The sequence below is a fragment of the Mesorhizobium sp. M8A.F.Ca.ET.161.01.1.1 genome, assembly GCF_004792105.1.
Lineage (GTDB): Bacteria > Pseudomonadota > Alphaproteobacteria > Rhizobiales > Rhizobiaceae > Mesorhizobium.
Genome location: NZ_SRTD01000007.1, coordinates 212,596 through 237,025 on the forward strand (window position 1 = coordinate 212,596; position 24,430 = coordinate 237,025).

The following is a 24,430-nucleotide window of genomic DNA, read 5'->3' on the forward strand; positions in this document are numbered from 1 at the left end:
GATCGTGATTGCACTCCGCCGGCAGCCTCGCCACATATGTGCGCCAGCAGATAGATGCAGTTATGCCTGCTCCTTCCCTGCTTCGAGGTGTGGCGGATCAAAGGAGAAGGCTCGTCTTCGACGGGTTTCGAGGTAGCATGAGCACAGCGCAAACAGAAATTTCGACCATTCTCATGGACAAGGTTGCTGATTGGCTGACCCAATCGGCTTTGGCCGGCAACGACTTGGAAACATTGGTAAAGGGGTTTTGCGAGCGGCTGGCTGCTGCCGGCCTGCCGCTGAAGCGGGTGCATTTGAGCTTTTCGATGCTTCATCCGCTTTATGACGCGCTTGGTTTCACCTGGATTCGCGGCCAAGGCATGGAGGTGGAAGGCTTCCGCAAACAGGACGGCGTTCATTCTGACAGGTTCCTAACCAGCCCATACTACCATCTGCTCAGCAACAAGCTCGACCATCTGCGGCGTCGGCTCGACCCGGCGGTCCCGTCGGAATTTCCTGTTTTCGATGAACTCAGGCTCATGGGCGTGACCGATTACATGGCTTTCGTCCATCCCTTCAACGGCAATACCAGTCAGGGCATGATCGGGTCCTGGTCCACCGACAGTGCTTCAGGTTTCAGCGACAGCATGATTTCGGCGCTGCTGCGTATCCAAAACCATCTCGCCATCGCAACCAAAATGGCGGTGCTCACCAAGTTGGCCGACAACATGATGACCACTTATCTCGGCGGCGACGCCGGGAGACGCGTGCTGGACGGCCAGATCAAACGCGGCGAGGGCGACACGATCCGGGCCGCACTGGTCATGGCCGATATGCGCGGGTCGACAAAGCTTGCCGAAACTTCCGGCCGCGAAATCTACATCGATACGCTGAACCAGTTTTTCGATGCCATTGCAGCACCTTTCAATCGCAAAGGCGGGCAGATCATGAGTTTCATCGGTGATGGCTTCATTGCCGTCTACCCTTGCGAAAGGCATCGCTCGCAGTCCGAGATCGCCTGCCAGTCTGCTCTGGCGGCAGCGCACAAGGCCACTGCGCGCATGATGGATCTCAATCTGCGAAGGAAGGAAAAAGGCTTGTCCGACATAAAATTTGGCATCGGCCTGCATGTCGGCAACGTGATGTTCGGCAATGTCGGGCTTACCGACCGGCTCACATTCTCTGTCTTCGGCTCGGCTGTAAACGAGGTCCAGCGCCTCCAGACCCTGACCAAGAAATATCCGCACCGCGTTCTCGCCAGCAAGGACTTCGCCAGCTATTGCGGCGCCAACAGCTGGCTGACGCTCGGCAGCGAGGAACTGGCCGGGATCAAGCAGAAGCTGACGGTGCTTTCACCCGATCTGTCGGGCGCTCTCGCACTCGATGAAGACGGTGCGCTGGAGCCGATTTACGACCGGAGATCGGAGGCCGAGCAGGTCATGCTGCTTCATCGCGATGCCGCACGGCTGTCGGCGGGCGACCGGAGGAAGCTCCAGTAGCCAGCCCCAATCTGATCCGAACGCCTTGGTAAGCAGTCCGGTCGCTGGTTCCGCCGCTGGCGATCGTTCGAATCCAAGTTGCTCTAGGCTGGCAATGCGGTAGTCTTGCTTCCAGGGCCTGCCGCCTGGCAGGCCCCAGGGTGGGGCTGGTGTGAGAATGAATGCAGGCGTTGATCTGCTGCGGATCGAGGATGTTGGCATCTCTTTTGCCATTATCGGGGGACCGTTGCATGCCGTCAGACGTGCAAATCTCCGCGTCCTGCCCGGCAAGGTTACCGCGCTTGTGGGCGAGTCCGGTTCCGGAAAATCGGTTCTCAGCCAGGCAGTAATGGGCATTTTGCCGAACACAGCCCATGTTCGCGGCCGTATCCTGTTTTCCGATCCTGAAAAGCCCGGCACGACGCAGGATATCCTGCAGATGCCGCGTGACGGGCCCGAAATCCGGGCGTTGAGAGGCAGCCGCATCGGCAAGATCTTTCAGGAGCCTATGACATCGCTGTCGCCGCTGCACACGATCGGCAACCAGGTCAGCGAATCCCTGCAGATTCATACGCCCATGGCGCGGGCGGAGCGAAAGGCGCGGACTGAGGAAATGCTCAGCCTTGTCGGCTTTCCCAATCCCAAGCGCGCCTATGACATGTATCCGTTTGAACTTTCGGGAGGATTGCGTCAGCGCGCCATGATCGCCATGGCGCTGATCTGCCGGCCCGCTTTGTTGATCGCCGACGAGCCGACGACGGCGTTGGACGTCACCATCCAGGCACAAATCCTGCAATTGCTACGCGAGCTTCAGACCAAGCTGAACATGGCGATGCTGCTGATCACGCACGACCTCGGCGTGGTCGCCAATGTTGCCGACGAGGTGGTGGTCATTTACCATGGCGAGATCATGGAAGCGGGACCTGTCGAGGCAATATTCCGCCGGCCAAGTCACCCTTACCTGAAGGGCCTGATGGCAGCCGTTCCGCATTTCGACCTGAAGCCTGGCGAAAGGCTGAAGGCGCTGCGCGAGGTGCCGGTGAATGTCGAGAACCTGCTTGGCAAGCAGACGGCGCCGGCATCGAAGGGGCCGAGCGACATCCTGCTGTCGGTCAGGGACCTGACAAAGACCTTCACCATCCGCAAGTCTGGTTGGTTCGGCGGGGATCATCAAACCTCTGTTCGCGCCGTGGACGGCGTGAGCTTCGATATCAGGCGGGGTGAGTGCCTGGGTCTGGTCGGCGAAAGCGGCTCCGGCAAAACCACCGTCAGCAAGATCCTCATGCGGGCTGTCACGCCTAACGGCGGCTCGGTGATCTTCAATGGCCGCGATGGACCGATCGACGTCTTGGGAGGCGACAGAGACGCCCTGCGCCTGCTGCGCGCGAAAATCCAGATGATCTTTCAAGATCCGGTTTCGTCGCTTTCACCCCGCATGACGGTGGAAAACATCTTGAGCGAGCCGTTGGAAATCCATCAACGGGGCAATGCCGCGTCCCGACTAGCCACGGTCAAGAGCCTTATGCAGGCGATCGGGCTCGATCCGCGCTTCATCAAGCGTTATCCGCACAGTTTCTCCGGCGGGCAGCGTCAGCGTATCGGCATCGCGCGCGCGCTGGCGCTGGGGCCCGAACTCCTGATCTGCGACGAGCCGGTTTCGGCGCTCGATGTCTCTGTCCAGGCGCAGATCCTGAACCTCCTGAAGGACCTGCAGAAGGAACTGGGCCTGACTTACCTATTCATATCCCATAACCTGGCGGTGGTGGACTACATGGCAGACCGCATCGCGGTGATGTGCGGCGGGCGTATCGTCGAGCTTGCCCCGCGCGAAATTCTGCTTAGGAAACCGGTCCACCCCTACACGCGCTCACTGGTCGCCGCTGTACCTTTTCCCGATCTCGATAGGCCGATGGATTTCAAGACGCTGAAGCTCAGCGGCGCTTCCGACAGCAGCGCATGGGGACCGCAATTCCGCGACGAGGGCGACGAGGATGTGCTGTCGCCGCTCGATCTTGGCGGCGGCCACCTCGTGCTGGCCCGACGTTCGGCCGATGTCAGCGAGCTACGCCCTTGATCAGCCGGCGCACCGTCCTTGGACTCATGGCTTCGGCGTTTCTGCCGGGCACGGTACGCGCAGGCGATCTGGAGCCTGAATTTCTTCAGCCGCAGCTGAAGGCCAGGGCGCTGCCGGCACTGGCCGAACGCCTGCCCAAGAGCCCGCGCGTATTGAATCTCGCCGCCATGGGCCGGCAGCCCGGCCAATATGGCGGCACGCTGCGCACGATCATCGGCAGCCAGAAAGATATCCGGATGATGACCATCTATGGGTATGCTCGCCTGGTCGGCTATGACGAAAAGCTTAACATGCAACCCGACATCCTCGAAAGTTTCGATGTAGCGCATGATCGTGTCTTCACTTTCAAGATCCGGGAAGGACATAAATGGTCTGACGGCAGCCTCTTGACGTCGGAGGATTTTCGCTATTGCTGGGAAGATGTCTGGCTGAACGATGAGCTTTCGCAAGGCGGGCTTGCTCCGAGCCTGCTGGCAGATGGCAAGCCGCCACGCTTCGAGATCGTCGACCCGTTGACGGTCCGCTACAGTTGGGAGGCGCCAAATCCCGACTTCCTGCCCAAGCTCGCTGCCGCCTCGCCGCTGTCACTTGTTCTGCCGGCCGCCTATCTCAAGCAGTTCCACAAGAAATACCAAGATCCATTCCGGCTCGCCGGCCTAATGACGGAGAACCGGGCAAAGAAATGGACGCTCCTGCATATCCGCATGTCGCGGCAGTATCGCCCGGAGAACCCGGAGCTGCCGACGCTCGATCCCTGGCAGAACCGGACCAAGCCGCCGGCTGAACAGTTCATCTTCGAGCGAAACCCGTTCTTTCATAGAATAGACGAGAATGGCCGGCAGCTGCCCTATGTTGACCAGATTGTCATGAATGTCAGCTCGTCGGCGATCATTTCCGCCAAGACCGGTGCGGGTGAGAGCGACCTGCAAAGCATGGGAATTGACTTCTCCGACTACTCTTTTCTGAAGGATGCGGAGAAGCGTTACCCCGTGAAGATGCATCTCTGGAAACGCACACAGGGTTCGCGGCTGGCGCTCCTGCCCAACCTGAATTGTGCCGATCAGGTTTGGCGTAACCTTTTTCGTGACGTGCGCGTACGCCGCGCGCTTTCCCTCGCTGTGGACAGGCGCGAGATCAATTTGGCTGTATTCTATGGATTGGCGCAGGAAAGTGCCGATACGGTCCTGCCGGAGAGCCCGCTCTACCGGCCGGAATTCGCGAAGGCCTGGGTCGCCCATGATCCCGACCAGGCCAACGCCCTGCTCGACGAGGTCGGGCTTCAAACGCGCGACGATGACGGCCTGCGGGTACTTCCCGATGGGCGCCCGGCGCAGGTCATAGTGGAAACGGCCGGCGAAAGCACGCTGGAAACCGACGCGCTTGAGCTCATCACCGATCACTGGCGCCAGATCGGCATCGCCCTGTTCGTCCGGACTTCGCAGCGCGACATCTTCCGCAGCCGCGCGCTTGGCGGCGAGATCATGATGTCGATGTGGTCGGGCATAGACAATGGCGTGCCGACCCCCGACATGAATCCGTACCAGTTGGCCCCCACCATCGACGACCAGCTGCAATGGCCACTCTGGGGCGCTCACTACCTGTCCCATGGCAAGATGGGTGAGGCGCCCGATCTTCCTGAAGTGGTCGAGTTGGTGGCTTTGCTCAAGCGCTGGAACGCTTCGTCTGAGGCCGCGGAGCGCGCCGAGATCTGGAATTCAATGCTGTCGATCTACACCGATCAGGTGTTTTCGATCGGCACTGTGAACGGAACGCATCAGCCGGTTCTGGTGTCCTCACGGCTGCGCAATCTGCCTGACAAGGCGCTCTACGGCTATGACCCGACCGCCTATTTCGGTGTCTACATGCCCGATACCTTCTGGCTTGGAGAGTCCTGAGCGTGTTTCGATATATTGTCTGGCGCATCGCTGTGATGGTTCCAACGCTGCTGATCATATCGGCGCTGGTGTTCACGATCATCGAACTTCCCCCAGGCGACTATTTCGACAGCTATGTCTCCGAGCTTCGGGCTCAGGGCGAAGCGGTAGATTCCGATCGCATCAAAATGATGCGGAAGGAATATGGGTTCGACCAGCCGCCGGTCATTCGCTACTTCTACTGGGTTGGCGGGATGCTGCACGGCGATTTCGGCTATTCCTTCGAGTATGAGCTGCCGGTTCGCGACGTCGTCGGGGACCGAATGTGGCTGACCGTCCTGGTTTCCTTCGTCACGATCATCTTCACCTGGCTCATTGCCTTTCCCATCGGCATGTACTCCGCCACGCATCAATACAGTTGGGGCGACTACGGCCTTACTCTCTTCGGCCTTCTCGGCCTTGCCATTCCCAATTTCATGCTGGCGCTGATCCTGATGTATTTCGCCAATATCTGGTTCGGCACCTCCATCGGCCATCTCATGGACCCGCAATATCTCAGTGAGCCGATGAGCTGGGCCAAGGCGAAGTCGATCCTCGCCCATCTCTGGATCCCGGTCTTGATCATCGGCACCGGCGGCACGGCAAGCATGATCCGGCGGCTGCGCGCCAATCTGCTCGATGAGCTTCACAAGCAATATGTCGTGACCGCGCGCGCCAAAGGCCTTCATCCCTTCAAGGCGCTCGTCAAATATCCGCTGCGCATGGCGCTCAATTTCTTCATTTCCGACATCGGCTCCATCCTGCCGGCCATCATCTCCGGTGCCGAAATCACCGCGATCGTGCTGTCTTTGGAGACGACGGGGCCGATGCTGATCAGAGCGCTGCAAAGCCAGGACATGTATCTGGCAGGGTCTTTCCTGATGTTCCTCGCCTTCCTGACGGTGATCGGTGTCCTGATTTCCGACCTGGCGCTGGCGCTGCTTGATCCACGAATTCGTTTGCAGGGCGGCAGCACCAAATGAACAAGCAATCCCCCCTGCCCGCTCCGGGTGCCCCACTGCAGCACTACGTTTCCATCGCGCCCTTTGACCTGCAATCAGTCGAGGCGATGACGGCGGAGCAGTCGAAGGTCTTCCAGGCATCGCAGTTGCGCCTGATGTGGTGGAAATTCCGACGGCACCGGCTTGCCCTTGTATCCGGCATATTTCTGGCAGCGCTCTATTTCGGGATCCTGATCTGCGAGTTCTTGGCGCCCTACAATCTGCACACGCGCAACATGGACTACATCTATTCGCCGCCGCAGCGGGTACACCTGTTCCATGACGGCCAGCTTGTCGGGCCCTTCGTCTATGGTCGCCAGATGACGCTGGATATGGACACACTCAAGCGGAACTACATCGACAACCAGGATGATGTTCAACGGATTCGTTTCTTCTGCAAGGGCGACCGTTACCGGTTCTGGGGCCTGGTCGAAGGTGACAGGCATTTTGTCTGTCCTGCCGAAAACGGCCAGCTCTTTCTGGCCGGCACCGACAGGCTGGGACGCGATGTGCTCTCGCGTATCATCTATGGCGCACGCATTTCACTCACGATCGGCCTTGTCGGCATCAGTTTCAGCTTCCTGCTCGGCATTGTCATAGGTGGGCTGGCTGGCTATCACGGCGGCATCTTCGACCTGATCGTCCAACGGATAATCGAAGTTCTGCAATCGATCCCCAGCATTCCGCTATGGCTGGCTCTGGCGGCGATCATGCCGATAACCTGGAGTCCAATCCTGATCTATTTCGGCATCACCGTCATCCTCGGGCTGATCCACTGGACCGGACTGGCGCGGGCCGTGCGTTCAAAGCTTCTGGCCTTGCGCGAGGAGGATTACGTTCTGGCCGCGCAATTGATGGGCGCCAGCAGCAGCCGCATTATCCGTCGGCACCTCATCCCCGGTTTCATGTCGCATCTGATCGCAACGGCGACGATCTCCATACCCGGCATGATCCTGGGCGAGACGGCGCTGAGCTTCCTTGGGCTGGGCCTGAGGCCACCGACAACCAGCTGGGGCATCCTGCTAACCGAGGCGCGCAGCGTCAGCGTCATCGCGTTCTATCCATGGCTGCTTTTGCCGATGCTCCCCGTCATTCTCGTCATCCTGGCGTTCAACTTCCTCGGCGACGGCTTGCGGGACGCCGCAGACCCCTACAAGTGAGATCGCTATTCCGCCGCGCGCCGGGCCGCCGGCAGCCTGTTCGGTTGTTGCAGTGTCCATTGTTGACCTCTATATGCGACGAGACTCGATCGGGTTGATCGCGGGCATTATCGATCGCTTGAACTGGTTCAGGACGCACAAACGCATATGAGTCGCCTCGAGAGTTTCATCCGCAGGATGACCGCACAGCGCGACATTCTCGATCAGATCTGCGCCGAGGTAGCGAAGATTGAGGGTCCCGTGCTCGAGCTCGGCCTCGGCAATGGCCGGACATTCCACCATCTGCGCGAGCGCCTGCCCGGACGCCGGATCGTGGCGTTCGACCGCGCGCTGGCCGCCCACTCCAGCTCGATTCCCGAAGCTGAAAACCTCGTGCTCGGCGAAATACGCGAGACGGCGAGCAGGTTCATCGGCATCGACGCCGCTCTCGTTCATGCCGATATCGGCACGGGCTATGAAGATTTCGATGCAGTGACCTCTACCTGGCTTCCCGATCTGACCGCGCGCCTGCTTCGTGTCGGCGGCATGGCGGTCAGCGGCACGCCGCTCGATCACCCGCAATTGCAGCGCCTCGCGCCGCCGCCTTCAGTGCCCGCCGATCGCTATTTTATCTGCAGGCGCGTGTGAGGGTCCGGAACAACCATATCTTCAGGCCCGGGTCTTCAGGGGCCAGGTCTTCAGGGGTCAGGTCTTCAGGGGTCAGGTAGTCAGGGGATCGTATACACCGCTACCTCTCGCTCAATGCCGCGCAGCGAGACTTCGTGGGGCACGGGCTTGAGCGCGCTCCTGCGCAACAGATCGGCGGTGAGATTGTCGTCGACCACCGAACGGGTGGCGAAGATCGCCTGTGCGTTGGCCAGATTCTGGACCCGTGAAGCAATGTTGACCGTCTGGCCAAAATAGTCCTGCCGCTCGTTCATGGACACGGCGATGCAAGGGCCGGCATGGACGCCGATCTTGAGCAGCAGGTCCTCGCGCCCGCTCTTGTCGTTGAGCGCACGCATGGCTTCGCGCATCCTGAGGGCCGCGGCAATCGCACGATCAGGCGTCGCGAAGGTCGCCATCACCGCATCACCGATCGTCTTGACCACCGCGCCTGCCTCGGCCGCGACGATCTCGTGCAGAACCTGGAAATGCGCGCGCACGAGATCGAAGGCCGCAAGGTCGCCCACCCGTTCGTAAAGGGCGGTCGAACCGCGCAGGTCGGTGAACAGGAAGGTCAGGCTGGTGATTTTCAGGCGCTGGTTGATGTCGAGCGTATCCGTGCGATAGAGATCGCGGAACGTCTGGTTGGTGAGCAGGCGCTTGGCGGTGAGGAAGGGCCGGCGTTTACCCAGGAAATCGTGCAAGGCCTGGCCGGCGATGAAAACCGTCGGCAGCACGCGGGTGTCGGTCCTGTTTTCCAGGGAAATGCGCAACGGGCCGGGCTGCATCTCCAGCGTCTGGTTCTGCACATGGTCGCGGTCGAAGACCAAAGAGAGGCTTCGGCGCTCCTTTGTTGGTTCGCCCTTCACGTCGATGAACTGCGCTGAATGGGTGACCGGCTCGAAGACGATGACGAATTCGGACGGAAGCTGTATGGGCAGAAGCGCCTTTTCACCGGGCGCAAGCTCGATATCTTCCAGCGAAAACGCTTCCAACTTTTTCGCGAAATCCTCATCCGGCACATCAACACCCGAAGCCCAGTAGATCTGGCGGAAATATTCCACCAGCGGCAGTTCGTGTGGATTGTGGGCGGCAATCCTGCGTATGCGCGGACTGACGGTGAATGTCACCTCGACCATCTCGTCGAGGGTTGGCGAATAGCCCTCGGAGCACAGCGCGCAGGTGTATTCATCTTTCTGCAGGGTTTTCAGCGTGGCGTTGGTGTCGAGCACGCCGCCACAGCCTGGGCATAGAACATTCCAGGAAACATCGAAAATGCCCACCCGCGCCGCATGGAGAAATGCGCTTATGGTGCGCTCCTCGTCGAGGCCGTGCTTGCTGGCGAAGGCTGGCGCATTGATGCGGCAAAGTTCGCGGTCGTTGCCGTCCGCGACGGTTCGCTTGATCGCGTCGATTACCAGTGGATCGACATCGGTCGATTGCCGCAGAAGCGAGAACAGATCCTGAGCTTCATTCATCCTGCCGGCTCCAGAAAATGCGCCTCCCAGACGTGTTGATCGGACTGCCCTTGGTGCGAGTGCTGCATTTTACTTCGAAACGGACCATTCGGATAGACAAGCCTGATGATGGTTCAATTTCCATTCGGCGGATTTTCTCCGGCCGCAAGCGGCACTATGATGGTCGATAGGCGTTCATCTTTGGGGTTTTCTCCTGTGCCGACACCCGACAACCCGCCATTTCCCGCCGCCCTGCGCCTTTTCTCGGCGGGGGTCATCATCGTCCTGATCGTCGGCGCCGGCCTGTTTTTCGCGCCTGAGCTGGTCAAGCCGCGGTGGCCTTGGCCTGTCACGCCGTTCAGTGCCCGCTTCCTCGGCGGCTTCTACACCGCCGAAATGGCGGTGATGGCAGCGCTGCTGGTCTGGAATCGCTGGTCGCCCGGCAGGCTCGTCCTCGTCATGGCCTTCATCTTCACCGTCATCGTGTCGGCGGTTTCGTTGATCAATCTCGGCTATTTCAACTTCGAGCGAAAAGCGGCCTGGCTCTGGTTCCTGGTCTATCTTGCCTCGGCGGCGGTATCCGGGCTGTTCCTTTGGCGGACCAGGGCCTATCCCCCAGCAAAAGGCGTGACCCCTAACCCCGCATGGCGCGGCTACATGTTGGCGGAAGCCGCGATCCTTGGCCTCTATGGCATCGGCATGTTGCTATTCCCTCAAAGGGTCAGCAGCACCTGGCCATGGCCGGTCGATCCCTTCCACGCCCAGGTCTACAGCGCCATCTTCCTCGCCGGCGCTGGCGGCGCCTATCTCGTCTGGAAAAACGCGCCGCGCGAGGAACTGCTGGTGCTCGGCCTGGCGCAGTTTCTGGTCGGCCTGCTTGCCATCCTTGGCCTCGTCATCACCGACGCTGCGGTGCACCGGATCGACTGGAGTGCGACCAAGACATTGTGCTGGCTCGCGCTTTTCGGCTGGATCGGCATCAGCGGCGCCTTCAAACTCTACGCCGCCTCCCGGTATTTTGGCTCGCAATCGGCGTCATAGGCTGCAGAGATAGCTGGATTTTCAGGTGCCGCCCGGCGCATCGTGCCGGGCCGATTGGGTTCGAGCACTTCACCGTTTCAAGGAAACGGCGAATTGCTCTATCCTTGGTTCTGACGCAATTCCGGGCGGAAAACCGCTCACACTTTTCCTGGAATTGCTGTAGCCGGGAACGCCATGACCAGCACGACCTCGCCATCCGAGAAAATCCGGCCGCAGCTTCGAGCCGTGCGGCCAAGCGATGCGGAGGCGCTTTGCGCTATCTTCAACATGCCGGGTTTCCGCTGGGGCACGCTCAGGATGCCTTTCGAGATGGTGGAGCAGGTGGAGCGGCGCATCGCCAAGTCCGGCCAGGAAACCACCTGGATCGTTGCCGAGTTGGACGGCAAGATCGTCGGCCATGGCAACCTGGTTGTCCAGGGTTCGCCGCGCCGTTCACATATAGGCGAGATCAATATCGGCCTTGACGATGCCTTTGTCGGCAAGGGCATCGGCTCTGCCATACTTGGCGCGCTGCTTGACGTTGCCGACAATTGGCGTGCCCTGAAGCGGGTCGAATTGACCGTCTATGCCGACAACGAGCCGGCCATCCGCCTCTACACCAGCCACGGCTTCGAGGTCGAAGGCCGGCATGTGAAGGCCGGCTTTACCGACGGGCAGTATCACGACCTTCTGAGCATGGCCCGGCTGCGGTTCTGATGACCGCCGTCTTCGCCCCAGCCCCTACGCCTCCGGTGGAAATTCTGGCTGTGCTGTCGCTGCTCTGCCCGGAAGTCGTGCGTGACATCGAGCAGAACTGGAATGCATCGGTTTCCGATTACGCCCGCCATCTGTGGCGGCCGGTGGCAAGGCCTGCATCCGGCCCGGCGATCGCTGCCCGCTCGATCCTGCGCGAAGTCCTGCATCAGCGCCTCGGTGCGATCATGCAGCCTGAGGAGATCGGCAAGATTCTCGAAGAGTTCGAGCACAGACCGGTAATTCAGTCCGGCCTGCACTGCCTGCTTCTGATGGACCGGATCACCTTCGATGCCCTTCTGCTTGCCTGGCTCGGCGCGGTCGAAAACGGGCTGTCGGCCTTCTTCGGCTTCATGGGAACGACGATGACCATGGAGACAATTGGCCGGGAGGGGCCGGGCTGGCTCGATGTCGGCGACGACAAGGTCAACCTGTTTGGCATGGGGCGCCACAAACTGTGCCGCAAAAGCGTTTGCGCGGCCGGTCCCGTCACCCTCAACAGGCGCGCCCTCGAAGCGGTGTGCGACGAAACGGATGCCAGCCGCTGGCTGGGCACACTGCTCGCCAGCCACGACAAGGTGTTTGCAACCGCCGCCGATGCGCTGACAGAACTCAACGAGGATCTGGTCGCCGGTTGGGATCGTTCCGGCATGGCCCTGCCGGTTTTGATCGATGACCGGCTCGCCGCTGCTGCCATGGCGCGGCATCTAGACCATGACGGCGGCCTTCTTTCCAGGCTGCTCTTCGAGCCCGCAAGGCGCCGGCGTCTCGAGCATGCCTTGCAAGAGGCCGCATCGAGCCCATTTGGCAGATTCCTGCCCAATGCCACCGCCTATTTCTGGGGCATCCGCGAGGAGCGCGTGCGCAAGCTCGTCCTCGAGAACGGGCAGCTGATCGAGCCTGACAGGCCGCATGGTCTTTCCATCCCGTTCGAGCGGCCGCAACTGAAGCAGGCGCTGCTGGACGGTGTGCTGCTGCCGGACTTGTTCCTGACGTTCCTCGTCCTTGCCATATTGCCGCGCGTGCGGGTCGTGGGCGGCTTGAGACAGATTGGCTATGTAGCGCTTTTCCACTCGATCCTGCTGGCTGCGCTGGATGAAAACGCGCCGGACGAGCGCGATCTGGCCGCGGAGCTGCAGGTTCGGGAAAATGCCTGGGGCACCCGGGTCATCGATGAAAAGATCTCGGTCCGCGAGCAGCTTGCCGGCCTCCCGGAAGGGGCGCCCTTCGCGGACTTGCTCCGGCAATACCGTTCGCGGACATTTGCCGAGACCACCGACGACCTGAAACTGGTGCGCGAAAACGCGCGATGGTGCAAGATCGGCCGGGCCTCCGGCCTCTGATCGGGCCGCTACCCGGTCATTGCACCAAACCGGCCTTGCGGAGCCCGTCGACCATGAGTTCGAAATCGGCAGGGTTCCTGTAAGGCAAGACTTTGCGACGGTATTCCAGCGAAAAGTCGGGATTGACGCGAAGCATGTCCTGCCATGCCGCGCGGGCCTCCTCCAAACGGCCCAGATGGCCGTAGCTGGCGGCCAGGAGCGCGCGAGAGACGTCGGTCACAGCGTTGCGAGCCAGCCGTTGCAGCAGGAGGTCAACGGCCTCGTTGTATCGTCCCAGTTGAAACAACGCCAAAGCCTGGAAGTGCAGAAGCACATCCGCAAAGTACGGGTTCAAGGACTTTCCCCGGGCGAAACTCTCGAGGGCCTCCTCGGATTTGCCTGAATAGTACAGCGTTTCGCCGCGGCAGACGTGCGCTTCGGCGAAGTTCGGATTGAGGACCAGTGCGCGCTCGACCTCGTCGATGGCCTCATCGTGCCGTCGTGTGTACAGCTTGGCTATCGCCAGCGCCCAGTGCGCCCAGGGATCGTTGTCATCCAGCGTTACCGCCCGCGTTGCGGCCTCTTCGGCTTGCGCCATCGATTCCGGCGGCGACGCTCCCCACCTGTTCAGGTAATCGACGCCGTGCGTGAGGGCGAGGAAAGCGTGGGCAGAGGCAAAGTTCGGGTCCAGTTCGGTGGCACGTTGCAAGAGATCGCGGGCTGCGACGTTCGTCTCCTTCGTCAGCCGGTGCCACAGCTCCCGGCCGCGCAGGAAACAGTCATACGCCTCGGTGTTGCGCGGGTGCTCCGGCGCCAGCCGTTGCCGGGCATCGTCTGTCAGGTTGAGCGCCAGCGCACCGACGATCTGCTGCGTCACGTCGTCCTGCACGGCGAATATGTCGGTCAGGTCGCGATCGAACCGCTCCGCCCAAAGATGGCCGCCTGAAATTGCATCGATGAGCTGCGCGGTGATCCGCACCCTGTTGCCCGACTTGCGTACGCTGCCTTCGAGCACATGCCGCACGCCGAGTTTCGCGCCCACCTCCTGCACATGGACGTTCTGGCCCTTGAAGGTGAACGACGAATTGCGTGCGATGACGAAGAGTTGCGACAGTTTTGACAGCGCCGTGATGATGTCTTCGGAGATGCCGTCGGCGAAGTAGTCCTGTTCGGCGTCACCGCTCATGTTGGCGAACGGCAGCACGGCGATCGACAGCTTCGGCGGCACGGCCGCAGCCGGTCGGCTCGTCGCGGTTTCCGGGGTCGCGGCCGCCTTGGCCCCCGCGCCGACTTGCAGCGAATAGACCCGGACCGGCTCGGCGATGTTCTTGAGCTGTGTGCTGCCGAGATCGCTGACCGAAAGGTCGAGCCTCGCCTTGACCTGGCGATAGGCATCCTCGGACAGGCAGATAGCGCCGGGCGCCGCGACACCCTCCAGACGCGAGGCGATGTTGACGCCGTCGCCCATCAGGTCGCCGTCGCTTTCTTCGACCACATCCCCCAGATGGATGCCGATCCTGAACTCGATGCGGCGGTCCTGCGGCACGCCGGCATTGCGCTCAACCATGCCGTTCTGGATCTCAACGGCGCAGCGCACGGCATCCACCACACTGCGGAACTCAACCAGCGCCCCATCGCCGGTGCGCTTGATCACCCGCCCGTTGTGGACTGCGATGGTGGGATCGATCAGGTCGCTGCGCAGCGTCCGCAACCTCGCCAAGGTACGCTCTTCGTCCGCGCTCGCGAGCCGGCTGTATCCGACCACATCTGCAGCCAGGATTGCGGCCAGCTTGCGGTTCTCGCTCATGCGTCGGTCTCCTTATCTCCAAGATAGCAGGAAGACAGCGGGTAGAGGGAACTTTCGCAAACGACGGCCGCGCAACCGCCCGGCTCGGCAGCGCTCTGCCGCAGAAACCATCCGATCTCTCGATGGCTATTTGCGCTGCCGCTTGCCGGTTGAGAGCTATCGGTTCATCCTTGTGATTGCCCTGGCCGTGAAATGCGTGGCGAGATCATGCCGTCACGGCCCCTAGTGAGGTCTTGTTCCATGGACTGCTCAGGCTGCGGTTTCGAGATTGAGGGCGGTTACGCCTTCTGTCCGAAGTGTGGCCGGCGCCAGCCCGTGTCATGTGCCAGTTGCGGCTATGTCTGCGCACCTGATTTCGAGTTCTGTCCGAAATGCGGGGCAAGCGTCGGTGCGTCCGCAAAATCCGTCGAACGGCCTGCTCCGAAACCAAGCCGGACCTTTGTGCCACCTTCTCGAACTGCGGCGCCGAACATCGAAAGCGAAGAAGGGCCGCATTCTGTCTCTGACGCCGATCGCCGGACGGTCACGGTCCTGTTCGCCGACCTCTGCGGCTTCACGACACTCAGCGAGCAGCTCGACCCCGAGGTCATGCAAACGCTGCAGAACGAACTGTTCAAGGAATTGACGGCGGCCGTGCGAAACTTTGGTGGTTTCGTCGACAAATTCATCGGCGATGCACTGCTCGCCTTGTTCGGTGCGCCGGTCGCGCATGAGGACGATCCGGAACGTGCGCTTCGCGCCGCTCTCGACATGATCGCCCGGACGGCGCGGCTCGGCGAAAGCACCCCCTACTCCGGCTCGCCTCTCCTACTCCACATCGGCATAAACACTGGTCCGGTCGTTACTGGAGGATTGGGCATCGGCGCCGCCAAATCCTATTCGGTGACCGGCGACACGGTGAATACGGCGCAACGCCTGCAATCGCTGGCCGCACCCGGTGAGGTGCTGGTGGGCGAGCTCACGCACAGGCTGACCCGACATGCCTTCTCTTACGAGTCGATGGGTGATGTCGTGCTTCGCGGCAAGGCTGGCAGTGTTCTCGTCCATCGACTCGATGCACCGCTTGCGGCGCCGCGTGCGGCGCGTGGGCTCGAGGCGCTCGGCCTCAGTGCGCCGATAATAGGCCGTGATGCGGAACTCAACAGAATGCTGGCGAGCCTCGACCAGGCGTGCGGCGGCTCGGCCCAACTTGTCCGCCTCGTCGGAGAAGCCGGTATCGGGAAATCGCGGCTGGTGAGGGAGTTCGTCACCCGGGTCGGCGACGACGATCGTTTTCGCAACGTCGCCGTGCGACAGGCCACGTGCTCACCGCTGGGCGAACAATCATTTGGCGCCCTGGGCGCAGTGGTGCGCAGCGCTGCCGGGATGATGCAAAACGACAATGGGGACGAAATGCGGGGGAAGCTCGCAGCCTTGCTGACCGATCTCGGCCTGCAGGGCGACGAGGCGAAGCGGCTGATGCCTTTGCTCTATCATGTGCTCGGCCTTGGCGACCCCGATGCCACCTTGCAGCATGTCGAGCCCGAGCAGTTGCGGCGGCAAATTCTCTACGCGGTCCGCACAATCATCGAACGGCGGCTTGCGTTGTCGCCGCTGCTGATCGTCGTCGAAGACCTGCACTGGGCCGACGCCGTATCGCTCGAGGCACTGCGTTTCGTGATGGACAGGCTGGAGCGCACGCGGTTGATGCTGCTGGTCACGCATCGTCCGGCGCCGGACAACGATCAGCTCGACTCAAGCCGGGTCAGTCACACAGCGCTCAGGCTTTCGCCGCTCAGCAGCCATGACGGACGTAGCATGGTGGCAGCACTTTTCGGCGATAGCTGGGTAAACTCCGCGGGCGGGCTTCTCGACCAGATCCTTGAGCGCGCCGGCGGCAACCCGCTTTTTATCGAGGAGATCGTTCGCGGCCTTATCGATCGCGGTGTATTGATGCGCGAAGGCCAGCGATGGCGGACGGTGGCGGGCGAAGTCGCAACCGGCATTCCCGCCACCATCCAGGCAATGTTGCTTGCTCGTGTCGACCGGCTGCCCCAGGAGGTGCGCCGGTTGGCCCAGGAAGCCGCGGTAATCGGCCCGCGCTTCGATGCCATGCTTCTGAAAAGCGTGACGGCCGATCCCGGCCGGCTGGAGGCCGGCTGCGAACTGCTTTGCGATGCGGAGATCATCGAAGAAGTTGCCGGATCAGGCTCGGTCTCGTCGCAAAGCTACCGCTTTACGCAAACATTGCTGCAGGACGTGATCTACCAGAACCTGCTCCTGCAACGCCGGACCGACATCCACGGCCGTGTCGGTGTCGCCCTGGAGCAACTGTGCGGCGACAAGCCGGAACGGCTCGAGGATTTGGCCGTGCTCGGTCATCATTTCGCACAGTGCGCCGAGCGGGAGAAGGGCGCGCATTACCTTCAGGCGGCGGGAGATCGCGCTCGCATGATATACGCCAATGACGACGCCCTTCGTTTCTACGACCGAGCCCTGACCGCGTTGGGCGCGACCGGGCAAACACCGCTCAAACTGGCAATTGCAGAGCGCATTGCCGATTTGAGCGGCCCGGCAGGCCGCCGCGAGATCGCGCACCGCCACTACGAGGCGGTGTTGCAGGCGTACCGCGGGTCAGCAGACCGCGTCGCGTCGGCGCGCGTTTTGCGCAAGATCGGTCGGCTGCTCTGGGACGTCGGCAAGCGGGACAAAGCGGAATCCCGCTATGCTGAAGCGGCGGCGCTCCTTGATGGAGCGGATGCCCCGATCGAGCAGGCGCATCTCTGGCAGGAACGCGGCCGGCAGGCATTCCGGAGCGGAGATCACGCTCTCGCGGCAAGATGGGCGGACGCGGCGCTCGATTGCGTACGCAGTCTGACAACGGAACAGGTCTCCGATGACGCCACCCTCGTGACCGCCGAGGCACTTAACACCAAGGCCGTTGCGCTGGCCCGCCTCGGCCGAAACCGTGAAGCCGTGGGTCAGGTTGAGCGCAGCATTGAATTGGCCGAGGCCGCCGGTCTGCTCGGCGCGGCGTGTCGCGGCTACACCAATCTCGGCGTGCTTTACACGACCATCGATCCGGCAAAGGCGATGGAGGTCTGCCGGCGCGGTCTGGAGGTGGCGCGCCATATTGGCGATCAGGGTTTTCAGGCGCGCCTCCTCGCCAATCTGGCTGTCGCTTGTTGTACTTTCACGGATCGCTGTCCAACGGAGGGCGTGCCTGCTGCCGAGAAGGCCATCGAGATCGACCGGGCGCTCGACCAGCGCGAGCACCTGCCGGTGCCGTTGATCGTGCTTGGGCAGATCCACCAGTGCAACGGCCGTCCGGAACTGGCGGTCGGCTTGTTCCACGAAGCACTGGACGTCGCCCGCGAAACGGGCGAACCCCAATTGCTGTTTCCGTGCTATGATGGTCTCGCAACGCTTAATCTCGACCTCGACAATCTGGCCGAGGCCGAACGCTACTTTTCCCTGGCGCAGGGTATATGCGCCCAGCACGGGCTCGACCCGGAAGCGCTTGTGGTGCTGCCTTTTCTCGACTAGCCGGGGTTGGAGGTTGGAAATGTCCGCGCCTAGTGACTTGGTGCCGCTTCAACCGGGCGACCGCGCGCCGAACGTGGTACTCGATGCCATTACCCAGGAAGGCAAGATCGCGCTCGACGACTTCCGCGGACAAAGACCGGTTCTGGTCGGCCTGTTTCGAGGTCTGCATTGTGCGTTTTGCCGGCGCCATATCGCCGCCCAGGCGCGGCTTGATCCGGAACTGCGCGAAAAGGGCGTGGAGAGCCTGACGGTGGTCAACACGCCGATCGAACGGGCGCGTCTCTATTTCCGCTACCATCCGATGCCGAATCTGCTGGCGGCCTCCGACCCGAAACGCGCTTCACATCGTGCTTTTGGACTGCCCAATCTCGAATTCACCCAAGACGAGACGAACTGGCCGTACAGGGTCTCGATGGCAGCGGCAAAGGATATGCGGGTCGACGTGCCAGGCGAGTTGCCCGGTCCTATGGATCCTTTTTCCGCCAGCGAAATCCTCAACAACAAGGACCATTACGAAGTCACCGAAGCCGACGAGCAGATGATGGCAACCGGACACGGACAACTGATCGGTCAGTTCCTGCTGGACAGGCAGGGGATCGTCCGCTGGAGCTTCACGGAGGTTCCAGAGGGTGGGCGTTACATGTTTGGGGCGCCAAACCCGCAGGAGCTGATGTCAGCCGTGTCCCAAGTCGCCCAATAGACTGTCGGAATATGGGCTTGAGATGCGTGGGCTCCAGGGGTCGGCATTGCTAAGCGGCAATCAGGCCGGGAGCCGCCACATTCGCACGCGGCCTGCACCACGCAATTCCGTTTCCTCGAGTGGGTCGCAAGCAAAATTTGGCCCAAGCATTTGGCGAGTTGCATCCGAAATGCGGATTTCATCGGGCTCCGCGGACGTTTGAATACGCGAGGCGAGATTAACGGTCTCGCCCCACAGGTCATAGGCGAACCGCCTCTTGCCTATGACGCCCGCGACGATTGGGCCTGAGTGAATTCCGATTCTGAGTCTCAGCGGTTCTCCTGCGAAGCGTTCGCGCCTAACCGCCTTGCGCAGCTCGAGTGCATAGCGTGTGAGGGCCTTTGCATGGTCGGATCGCGCGGTGGGCAGGCCGGCGACCACCATCACACAATCGCCGATTGTCTTGATCTTTTCGCAGCCATATCGTTCCGAGAGCCGATCCGCGGCCTTGAAGAAGTAATTTAAAATAGCGAGCGTCGTCACGGCTCCGACGCTCCGCGCTCGTTCCGTAAAACCGACTATGTCGGCAAAAAGCACACTCACTTCCGCGTGGTTGTCAGCAATTTTTTTGTGCGCTTTCAACCGCTCCGCGATCGACGCCGGAAGAATGTTGAGGAGCAGGGCTTCGGCGCGCTGGTATTCACGCGCCAATCCCTCCTGGCTCTTCCTCAATGCCTCGTTCGTCGATTGTAATTTCTCGTTGAGTTGACGCTCCCTCTCTTGCAGGAGTGTCATTTCATAAGCCTTTTGTTGAAGCCGCTGCCTATTGTCGCGTTCGGCAGTGGCGTCAAGAAAGAGCAGCCACACGCAGGCATCGTCAGCAAAAAAATGAAGGTCGGCGACACACCCGCTGGGCAGTTCGATCATGGCAATGTGAAACGGAAGCTCCGGGCAAGGCAGCAATCCTTCCATGAATTCAAGCTGCTCGGCAACAGGCTCGCCGATGCGAAGCGATGAGAGCCCGTAATGCTCAACGTTGCCGCCCTTCGCAGCGACGCAAAGCTGAGTGTCGATTTTCAGATATGCGACAGAATGCCCGTTGTAGAAGAAATTGAAAATCCAGTTTCCAACCTCTTTTGGCAATCCATGCATGATCTATTTGGTGACCATTAAAGCAAGTTGACGAAATGCATCATCAACATGTTCACCCGAAAGCGCACTTGTTAGATAGATTTGCCATCCACGTTGCCTCAGTTCGTCAATCTCGCTATCCGATATTGCCCACCGATCGGCCAGATCGGATTTGTTGAACAGCAATACAAACGGCATGGCGCCGAATTCGGCCTCGACCCGTTCGCGCAGCGTGAGCGCCACGGCAAGAGTGGCGGCGCGCGTACCATCGACGACAAGCACAAGCCCGGTTGCACCTCGCACATAGCTGACACGGAATGAGCCGATATCGTCTTCACCGGCTAAATCCCACAAAATCAGATCCACGGTTTTGTCCGGGAGCACGACATTCTTCTTGTCGATCTTCACGCCCACCGTGGTCAGGTAGGTTTCTGAAAAGATGCTCTGCACATACCTGCGCACCAGACTCGTCTTCCCGACAGAGAACCCGCCCAGCATGCAGATTTTCTTTTGCAACATCTTGGGCTCCACTAGTCCAGATTCACAGTAATCGAAACCCGGCGATTGGTGGAGCTCCCGGCCTGACTATTTTCAGGCACCAGCGGCTCAAAAGTGCCCGCGCCCCGAACCTGCAGCAGTTCCGGAGCGACGCCGCGCTTGTTGAGAAGCGCACGAACTGTCTCGGCGCGGGCGGCGCTGATCGATGCGTTGGCCGTCTCACGGCCCGTGGTGTCCGAATGGCCGGTCAACATGAACCGCGCTGTTACGCCTGACTTGCGGGCATTTTGGGCGAATTCCTTTATCTGATCCGCCAACCTGTCGAGAACCGGCAGCTGCTCCGGTCCCGGCACGACTTTGCCGGAAGAGAAGAAAATATCGGTCGTCTGGATGGCGTCTCTCAAAGAATTAAGTTCTGCAAGGTTCAGCTCACGCAGCTGCGAGACATCCAGAACCACTCCGTCCGCCGAAAGCTGTTCGGAGGCGGCTTGCGCCCGGCTGATCCAGCCGGCAGGAGCCTCACCCACGGCGACGATGCGACCCTGGATGATCGAAAGCTGAACCGATTTCGGCGGGGACAGCGACGCCGTCAGCCGCTTCACCACGAACTTCGGATCAAGGCTCTGATAGAATTGCCACTGTGAATGAACGCGGGCAGGATCAACCTGCGTTCCGGACAGCAGAGCTTGCGGGTCTGCGGCAAGCGGGTCTCTCAGGCCGGAAATGTAGAATTGTCCGCCGCTCGTCCGTTGTTGGGCGACGATGATTCCCGATTGGGCCTCAAGTCGCGCCACATAATACTGCCAATGCTCCGCCTCGCGCGCTTCGGGACTCACATCACGAACCTTGGAGATGTCGAATTCCGGTCCGCCTACCGAAAGCTGTCGGGCCGCTGCGCGCGCTCGATCTATCCAGGTGTCGGGAGCCTCACCCTCGGCAACGATGCGATTCTCGACGATCGAAAACCGAACCGATTTCGGCGGATAGAGCGACGCCGTCAGCCGCTTCAACACGAACTCCGGTTCAAGGCTCTGATAGAATTGCCACTGCGAATGAACCAGTGCGGGATCGACCTCGGTTCCCGACAACAGCGACTGCGGGTCGGCGCCAAGCGGGTCTCTCAGGCCGGAAATGTAGAATTGGCCGTCGCGTATCCTTTGTTCGGCAACGATGATGCCCGGCTGGGTGCCCAGTCGCGACACGTAGGCCTGCCAGTGCTCCGCCGCGCGTTCTTCGGGGTCACGGACCCTGGAAATATCGAATACCGGCCCGCCTGCTGAAAGCTGCCGGGCGGCGGCCTGCGCCCGGTCGATCCAGGCGCCGGGAGCCTCGCCCTCGGCAACGATGCGATTCTCGACGATCGAAAGCTGAACCGATTTCGGCGGATAGAGCGACGCCGTCAGCCGCTTCAACACGAACTCCGGCTCAAGGCTTTGATAGGATTGCCACTGCGAATGAACGCGGGCGGGATCGACCTGCGTTCCGGACAGCAGCGACTGTGGGTCGGCGGCAAGCGGGTCTCTCAGGCCGGAAACGTAGAATTGGCCGTCGCGTATATTTTGCTCGGCAACGATGATGCCCGGCTCGGCCGCCAAGCGCGACACATAGGCTTGCCAGCGCTCCGCCGCGCGTGCTTCGGGGCTCACATCACGAACCTTGGAGATGTCGAATTCCGGTCCGCCTGCCGAAAGCCGTCGAGCCGCTGCGCGCGCCTGGTCGATCCAGGTGCCAGTGGCCTCGCCCTCGGCAACGATGCGATCATTGACCACCGAAAGCCGCACCGACTCTGGCGGCACCAGCGACGCCGTCAGCCGCTTCAACACGAACTGAGGCTCGAGACTCTCATAGAACTGCCACTGCGCATGCACGCGCGCGGGATCGACCTCGGTTCCCGACAACAGCGCCTGCGGGTCGGCGGCAAGCGGATCGCGGAGGCCGGCAATATAGAATTGGCCACCGCTTATATTTTGCTCGGCAACGATGATGCCTGGCTCGGCCACCAAGCGCGACACATAGGCCTGCCAGCGCTGCCCGGTTTGCCAGGAAAGAAAGAACCAGGCACCCCCCAGAATCAAAATCAGCGCAACCAGAGCCACCACCAGCCACGGAAATCCCTGGTTTGTATCCTCCTGCTTCAGCTCAACGCAGGTCTGCAGCTGCGCCTCTACGCCGAACAGCTGCGAGGTGTCGCCGTCAAACTGCTCTAAAGCCTCCGAGCTTTGGTCATGGATGCGAAGCAATACGTCGCGAAATATTTCATGCAGTCCCTCCGGCGGATTTCCCCGGATCACCGCAACCAGCGTCGCGAGCGGTCCGACTTCCGACCAGAGACGAAGCTCGCCAAAGCGGATCGTGTCCAGGCCGCCCTGTTCTTTCTCGTTGAATGAATCCTTCACAAAATCTTGAATTGCGCTGAGCATCGAGGAAATGAGCTGAGGATCCTCGCTGGTTGCGTTATCGGCCGTAACATGCGCTATCAAGAGCCCGGAATTGCGGTTGATGAGAAAAACATGCTCTACGCGATAGACGAGAGAATGCTTCAGAACGACTTCCGAGAAGCTGGCACCGGTTCTCCAAGCTTCCACTCTCCACTTGAGACCATGCCAAGTGAATATATGTCGTAGAGTTTCATTTAGCGACTGAAAGGTCTGGTCGATCTTTTCTCCGATCGACTTGCGAATTGCCGGCAGAAACACCGGATACAATATATCCGTCAGAGTACGCGGGCTCTTCTGGATCGAGCGTTGCACGGCCCGCTCGACGGCCGGTGCGAGGGCCTCGCCGAGTTGCGCATGCGGCGCTTGGGCGGCCGCACTGGGGAGAACGCCGCCCACCGCCGTCGCAAGCTGCGCCGGTTCGTCCAGCAGATCCGTGACGCGTGAGAGCTCCGAAATCTCGCGGCCGACCAGCAACTGGCGCAGCGCTTCCATGCGAGGGTCGGCGGTTGGAACCGACTCGAATTGCGCCCGATAGTCCGGATCGACGTTCCGGGCTATTTCGACCAAAAGCTTAGCGAGAGCCTCGCGATCAATCCCTGTATCGTTCGAAGCTGCTTTTTTTGGAAGGCTGATTGGGTCGACGGTTGACGTCAAGTTCCGATCAACTCACTTTCCAGCCACGCTCCGAGTTGGTCTTGCTGCCGACGGGATCCTGATTGAGACATTTTGCGACCTCGACAAACAGGCCGGCCAAAAGATTGCGGTCGGTCTTGACGTTGCTGAGATCGGAAAACACCTTCTCTATCAGCATCTGAACGCTTTCGATCCTTTGCTTGATTTCCTCACGCAGCAAATGATCGTTTCGATTGATCCGGTCTGCAACATCGCGCTCGAGCTCGCTGACTTGATCCGACAATGCGCGCACCTGCTTTTCAAGTGCCTGATTTTGCTCGCGAAGATTCCGGTCGATCTCCTTGTCGCCCTCGGCTCGCGCATCTTTTTCGTTCCGCAATTGCGTCGCGAGCGAATCGACCTGCTTCTTCGCATTTGATTCGTACATTTCAAGATTGCGCTTGGCCTCGGATTCAACATCCTTGAAGCGCTGCAAGACCCGTTCTTCAAGCTTGGAAAAGCGGCGATCGTAGTCCTGCATCTGGTTGCCGAACAGCAGATCCCGTATCTTGTCGACACCTACAGCGTCGCCCGGGGCTCCGCTCTCGCGAGCTTGGCCCGCCATGAAGCTCAGTCCATTTCCCTCTGCATTACCGATCAGATTTGCGTCCGCTTTATTTGCTGAAGACGCGGTACTCGAAGATTCCTTAGCCATCACTATGCCCCAATTGCCAGTGGAAAACCCGGAAACGGGGATTATGTCAGACAAATACCCGGCCCACAAGCCGAAATCCTCTTTGGCTCGAGCCGATTCGCGCGCCTCTTGTTCGATCTCTGAACTAGCAACAGCTGCGCAATCTTCGATGATTTCGCTCTTGTATTTCTTTGATAGCTGAAGCAGTCGGCAAATCCAATTGATCATTCACTGAAACGTACTA

17 protein-coding genes are annotated in these 24,430 nt (G+C 60.6%); 11 read left to right on the plus strand and 6 right to left on the minus strand.

All coding sequences use genetic code 11. From position 1 onward, the window contains the following. Positions 1 to 137: 137 nt before the first annotated feature. The 6 genes from EN804_RS19240 to EN804_RS19265 all read left to right on the plus strand — a co-directional run bounded on the left by EN804_RS19240 (position 138) and on the right by EN804_RS19265 (position 8,232). The gene (locus EN804_RS19240) at positions 138 to 1,478 is read left to right on the plus strand and encodes an adenylate/guanylate cyclase domain-containing protein (protein ID WP_127275931.1); all 1,341 of its coding nucleotides are present in this window, start codon (positions 138 to 140) and stop codon (positions 1,476 to 1,478) included. Positions 1,479 to 1,635: 157 nt separating this feature from the next. Continuing rightward, positions 1,636 to 3,531 carry an ABC transporter ATP-binding protein gene (locus tag EN804_RS19245; RefSeq protein WP_127870122.1) on the plus strand — a complete coding sequence of 632 codons (1,896 nt, stop codon included), beginning with the start codon at positions 1,636 to 1,638 and terminating at the stop codon, positions 3,529 to 3,531. Continuing rightward, positions 3,528 to 5,426, plus strand: a complete 1,899-nt coding sequence (locus EN804_RS19250) for an ABC transporter substrate-binding protein (RefSeq protein WP_135920812.1) — start codon at positions 3,528 to 3,530, stop codon at positions 5,424 to 5,426. The genes EN804_RS19245 and EN804_RS19250 overlap by 4 nt, the downstream gene beginning before the upstream one ends. Positions 5,427 to 5,428: 2 nt before the next feature. Beyond that, complete coding sequence (locus EN804_RS19255) at positions 5,429 to 6,427, plus strand: ABC transporter permease (RefSeq protein ID WP_127870121.1); 999 nt, start codon at positions 5,429 to 5,431, stop codon at positions 6,425 to 6,427. Then, on the plus strand, positions 6,424 to 7,605 hold the full coding sequence (locus tag EN804_RS19260) for an ABC transporter permease (RefSeq protein ID WP_127870120.1): 1,182 nt from the start codon (positions 6,424 to 6,426) through the stop codon (positions 7,603 to 7,605). The genes EN804_RS19255 and EN804_RS19260 overlap by 4 nt, the downstream gene beginning before the upstream one ends. A gap of 147 nt (positions 7,606 to 7,752) precedes the next feature. Then, a complete protein-coding gene (locus tag EN804_RS19265) occupies positions 7,753 to 8,232 on the plus strand; it encodes a class I SAM-dependent methyltransferase (RefSeq protein ID WP_135920814.1) in 480 nt (159 codons plus the stop codon). A gap of 80 nt (positions 8,233 to 8,312) precedes the next feature. Here the strand turns inward: EN804_RS19265 and EN804_RS19270 are convergent, their stop codons facing one another. Continuing rightward, positions 8,313 to 9,728, minus strand: coding sequence for an adenylate/guanylate cyclase domain-containing protein (locus EN804_RS19270; protein WP_135920816.1), 1,416 nt, complete (start codon positions 9,726 to 9,728; stop codon positions 8,313 to 8,315). 195 nt (positions 9,729 to 9,923) lie between these two features. Here EN804_RS19270 and EN804_RS19275 point away from each other — a divergent pair, with 195 nt between their 5' ends. From EN804_RS19275 to EN804_RS19285, 3 genes are all read left to right on the plus strand, one after another. Continuing rightward, entirely contained in the window at positions 9,924 to 10,748 is an 825-nt protein-coding gene (locus EN804_RS19275; RefSeq protein ID WP_135920818.1) for a hypothetical protein, read from the plus strand. Between the two features lie 174 nt (positions 10,749 to 10,922). Beyond that, complete coding sequence (locus EN804_RS19280; RefSeq protein ID WP_135920820.1) at positions 10,923 to 11,444, plus strand: GNAT family N-acetyltransferase; 522 nt, start codon at positions 10,923 to 10,925, stop codon at positions 11,442 to 11,444. Further along, a complete protein-coding gene (locus tag EN804_RS19285; protein ID WP_135920822.1) occupies positions 11,444 to 12,823 on the plus strand; it encodes a hypothetical protein in 1,380 nt (459 codons plus the stop codon). Before EN804_RS19280 ends, EN804_RS19285 begins: the two co-directional genes overlap by 1 nt. A 16-nt stretch (positions 12,824 to 12,839) precedes the next feature. Here the strand turns inward: EN804_RS19285 and EN804_RS19290 are convergent, their stop codons facing one another. Next, complete coding sequence (locus EN804_RS19290; protein ID WP_135920825.1) at positions 12,840 to 14,609, minus strand: adenylate/guanylate cyclase domain-containing protein; 1,770 nt, start codon at positions 14,607 to 14,609, stop codon at positions 12,840 to 12,842. A gap of 240 nt (positions 14,610 to 14,849) precedes the next feature. On the opposite strand from EN804_RS19290, the gene EN804_RS19295 reads away from it, so the two are divergent. Together EN804_RS19295 and EN804_RS19300 are read left to right on the plus strand one after the other, a co-directional pair. After that, complete coding sequence (locus EN804_RS19295) at positions 14,850 to 18,134, plus strand: adenylate/guanylate cyclase domain-containing protein (protein ID WP_135920827.1); 3,285 nt, start codon at positions 14,850 to 14,852, stop codon at positions 18,132 to 18,134. 19 nt (positions 18,135 to 18,153) lie between these two features. After that, positions 18,154 to 18,834, plus strand: a complete 681-nt coding sequence (locus EN804_RS19300) for a peroxiredoxin-like family protein (protein ID WP_127280547.1) — start codon at positions 18,154 to 18,156, stop codon at positions 18,832 to 18,834. A 60-nt stretch (positions 18,835 to 18,894) separates the two neighbouring features. Here the strand turns inward: EN804_RS19300 and EN804_RS19305 are convergent, their stop codons facing one another. From EN804_RS19305 to EN804_RS19320, 4 genes are read right to left on the minus strand one after another with little or no spacing between them, the layout of a single operon-like run. Next, a complete protein-coding gene (locus EN804_RS19305; protein WP_135920829.1) occupies positions 18,895 to 19,965 on the minus strand; it encodes an adenylate/guanylate cyclase domain-containing protein in 1,071 nt (356 codons plus the stop codon). 3 nt (positions 19,966 to 19,968) lie between these two features. Beyond that, complete coding sequence (locus EN804_RS19310; RefSeq protein ID WP_127279821.1) at positions 19,969 to 20,463, minus strand: Rab family GTPase; 495 nt, start codon at positions 20,461 to 20,463, stop codon at positions 19,969 to 19,971. A gap of 11 nt (positions 20,464 to 20,474) precedes the next feature. Then, positions 20,475 to 23,534 carry an OmpA family protein gene (locus EN804_RS19315; RefSeq protein WP_127870111.1) on the minus strand — a complete coding sequence of 1,020 codons (3,060 nt, stop codon included), beginning with the start codon at positions 23,532 to 23,534 and terminating at the stop codon, positions 20,475 to 20,477. Positions 23,535 to 23,541: 7 nt separating this feature from the next. Beyond that, entirely contained in the window at positions 23,542 to 24,414 is an 873-nt protein-coding gene (locus tag EN804_RS19320; RefSeq protein ID WP_245464459.1) for a hypothetical protein, read from the minus strand. Positions 24,415 to 24,430 lie beyond the last annotated feature (16 nt).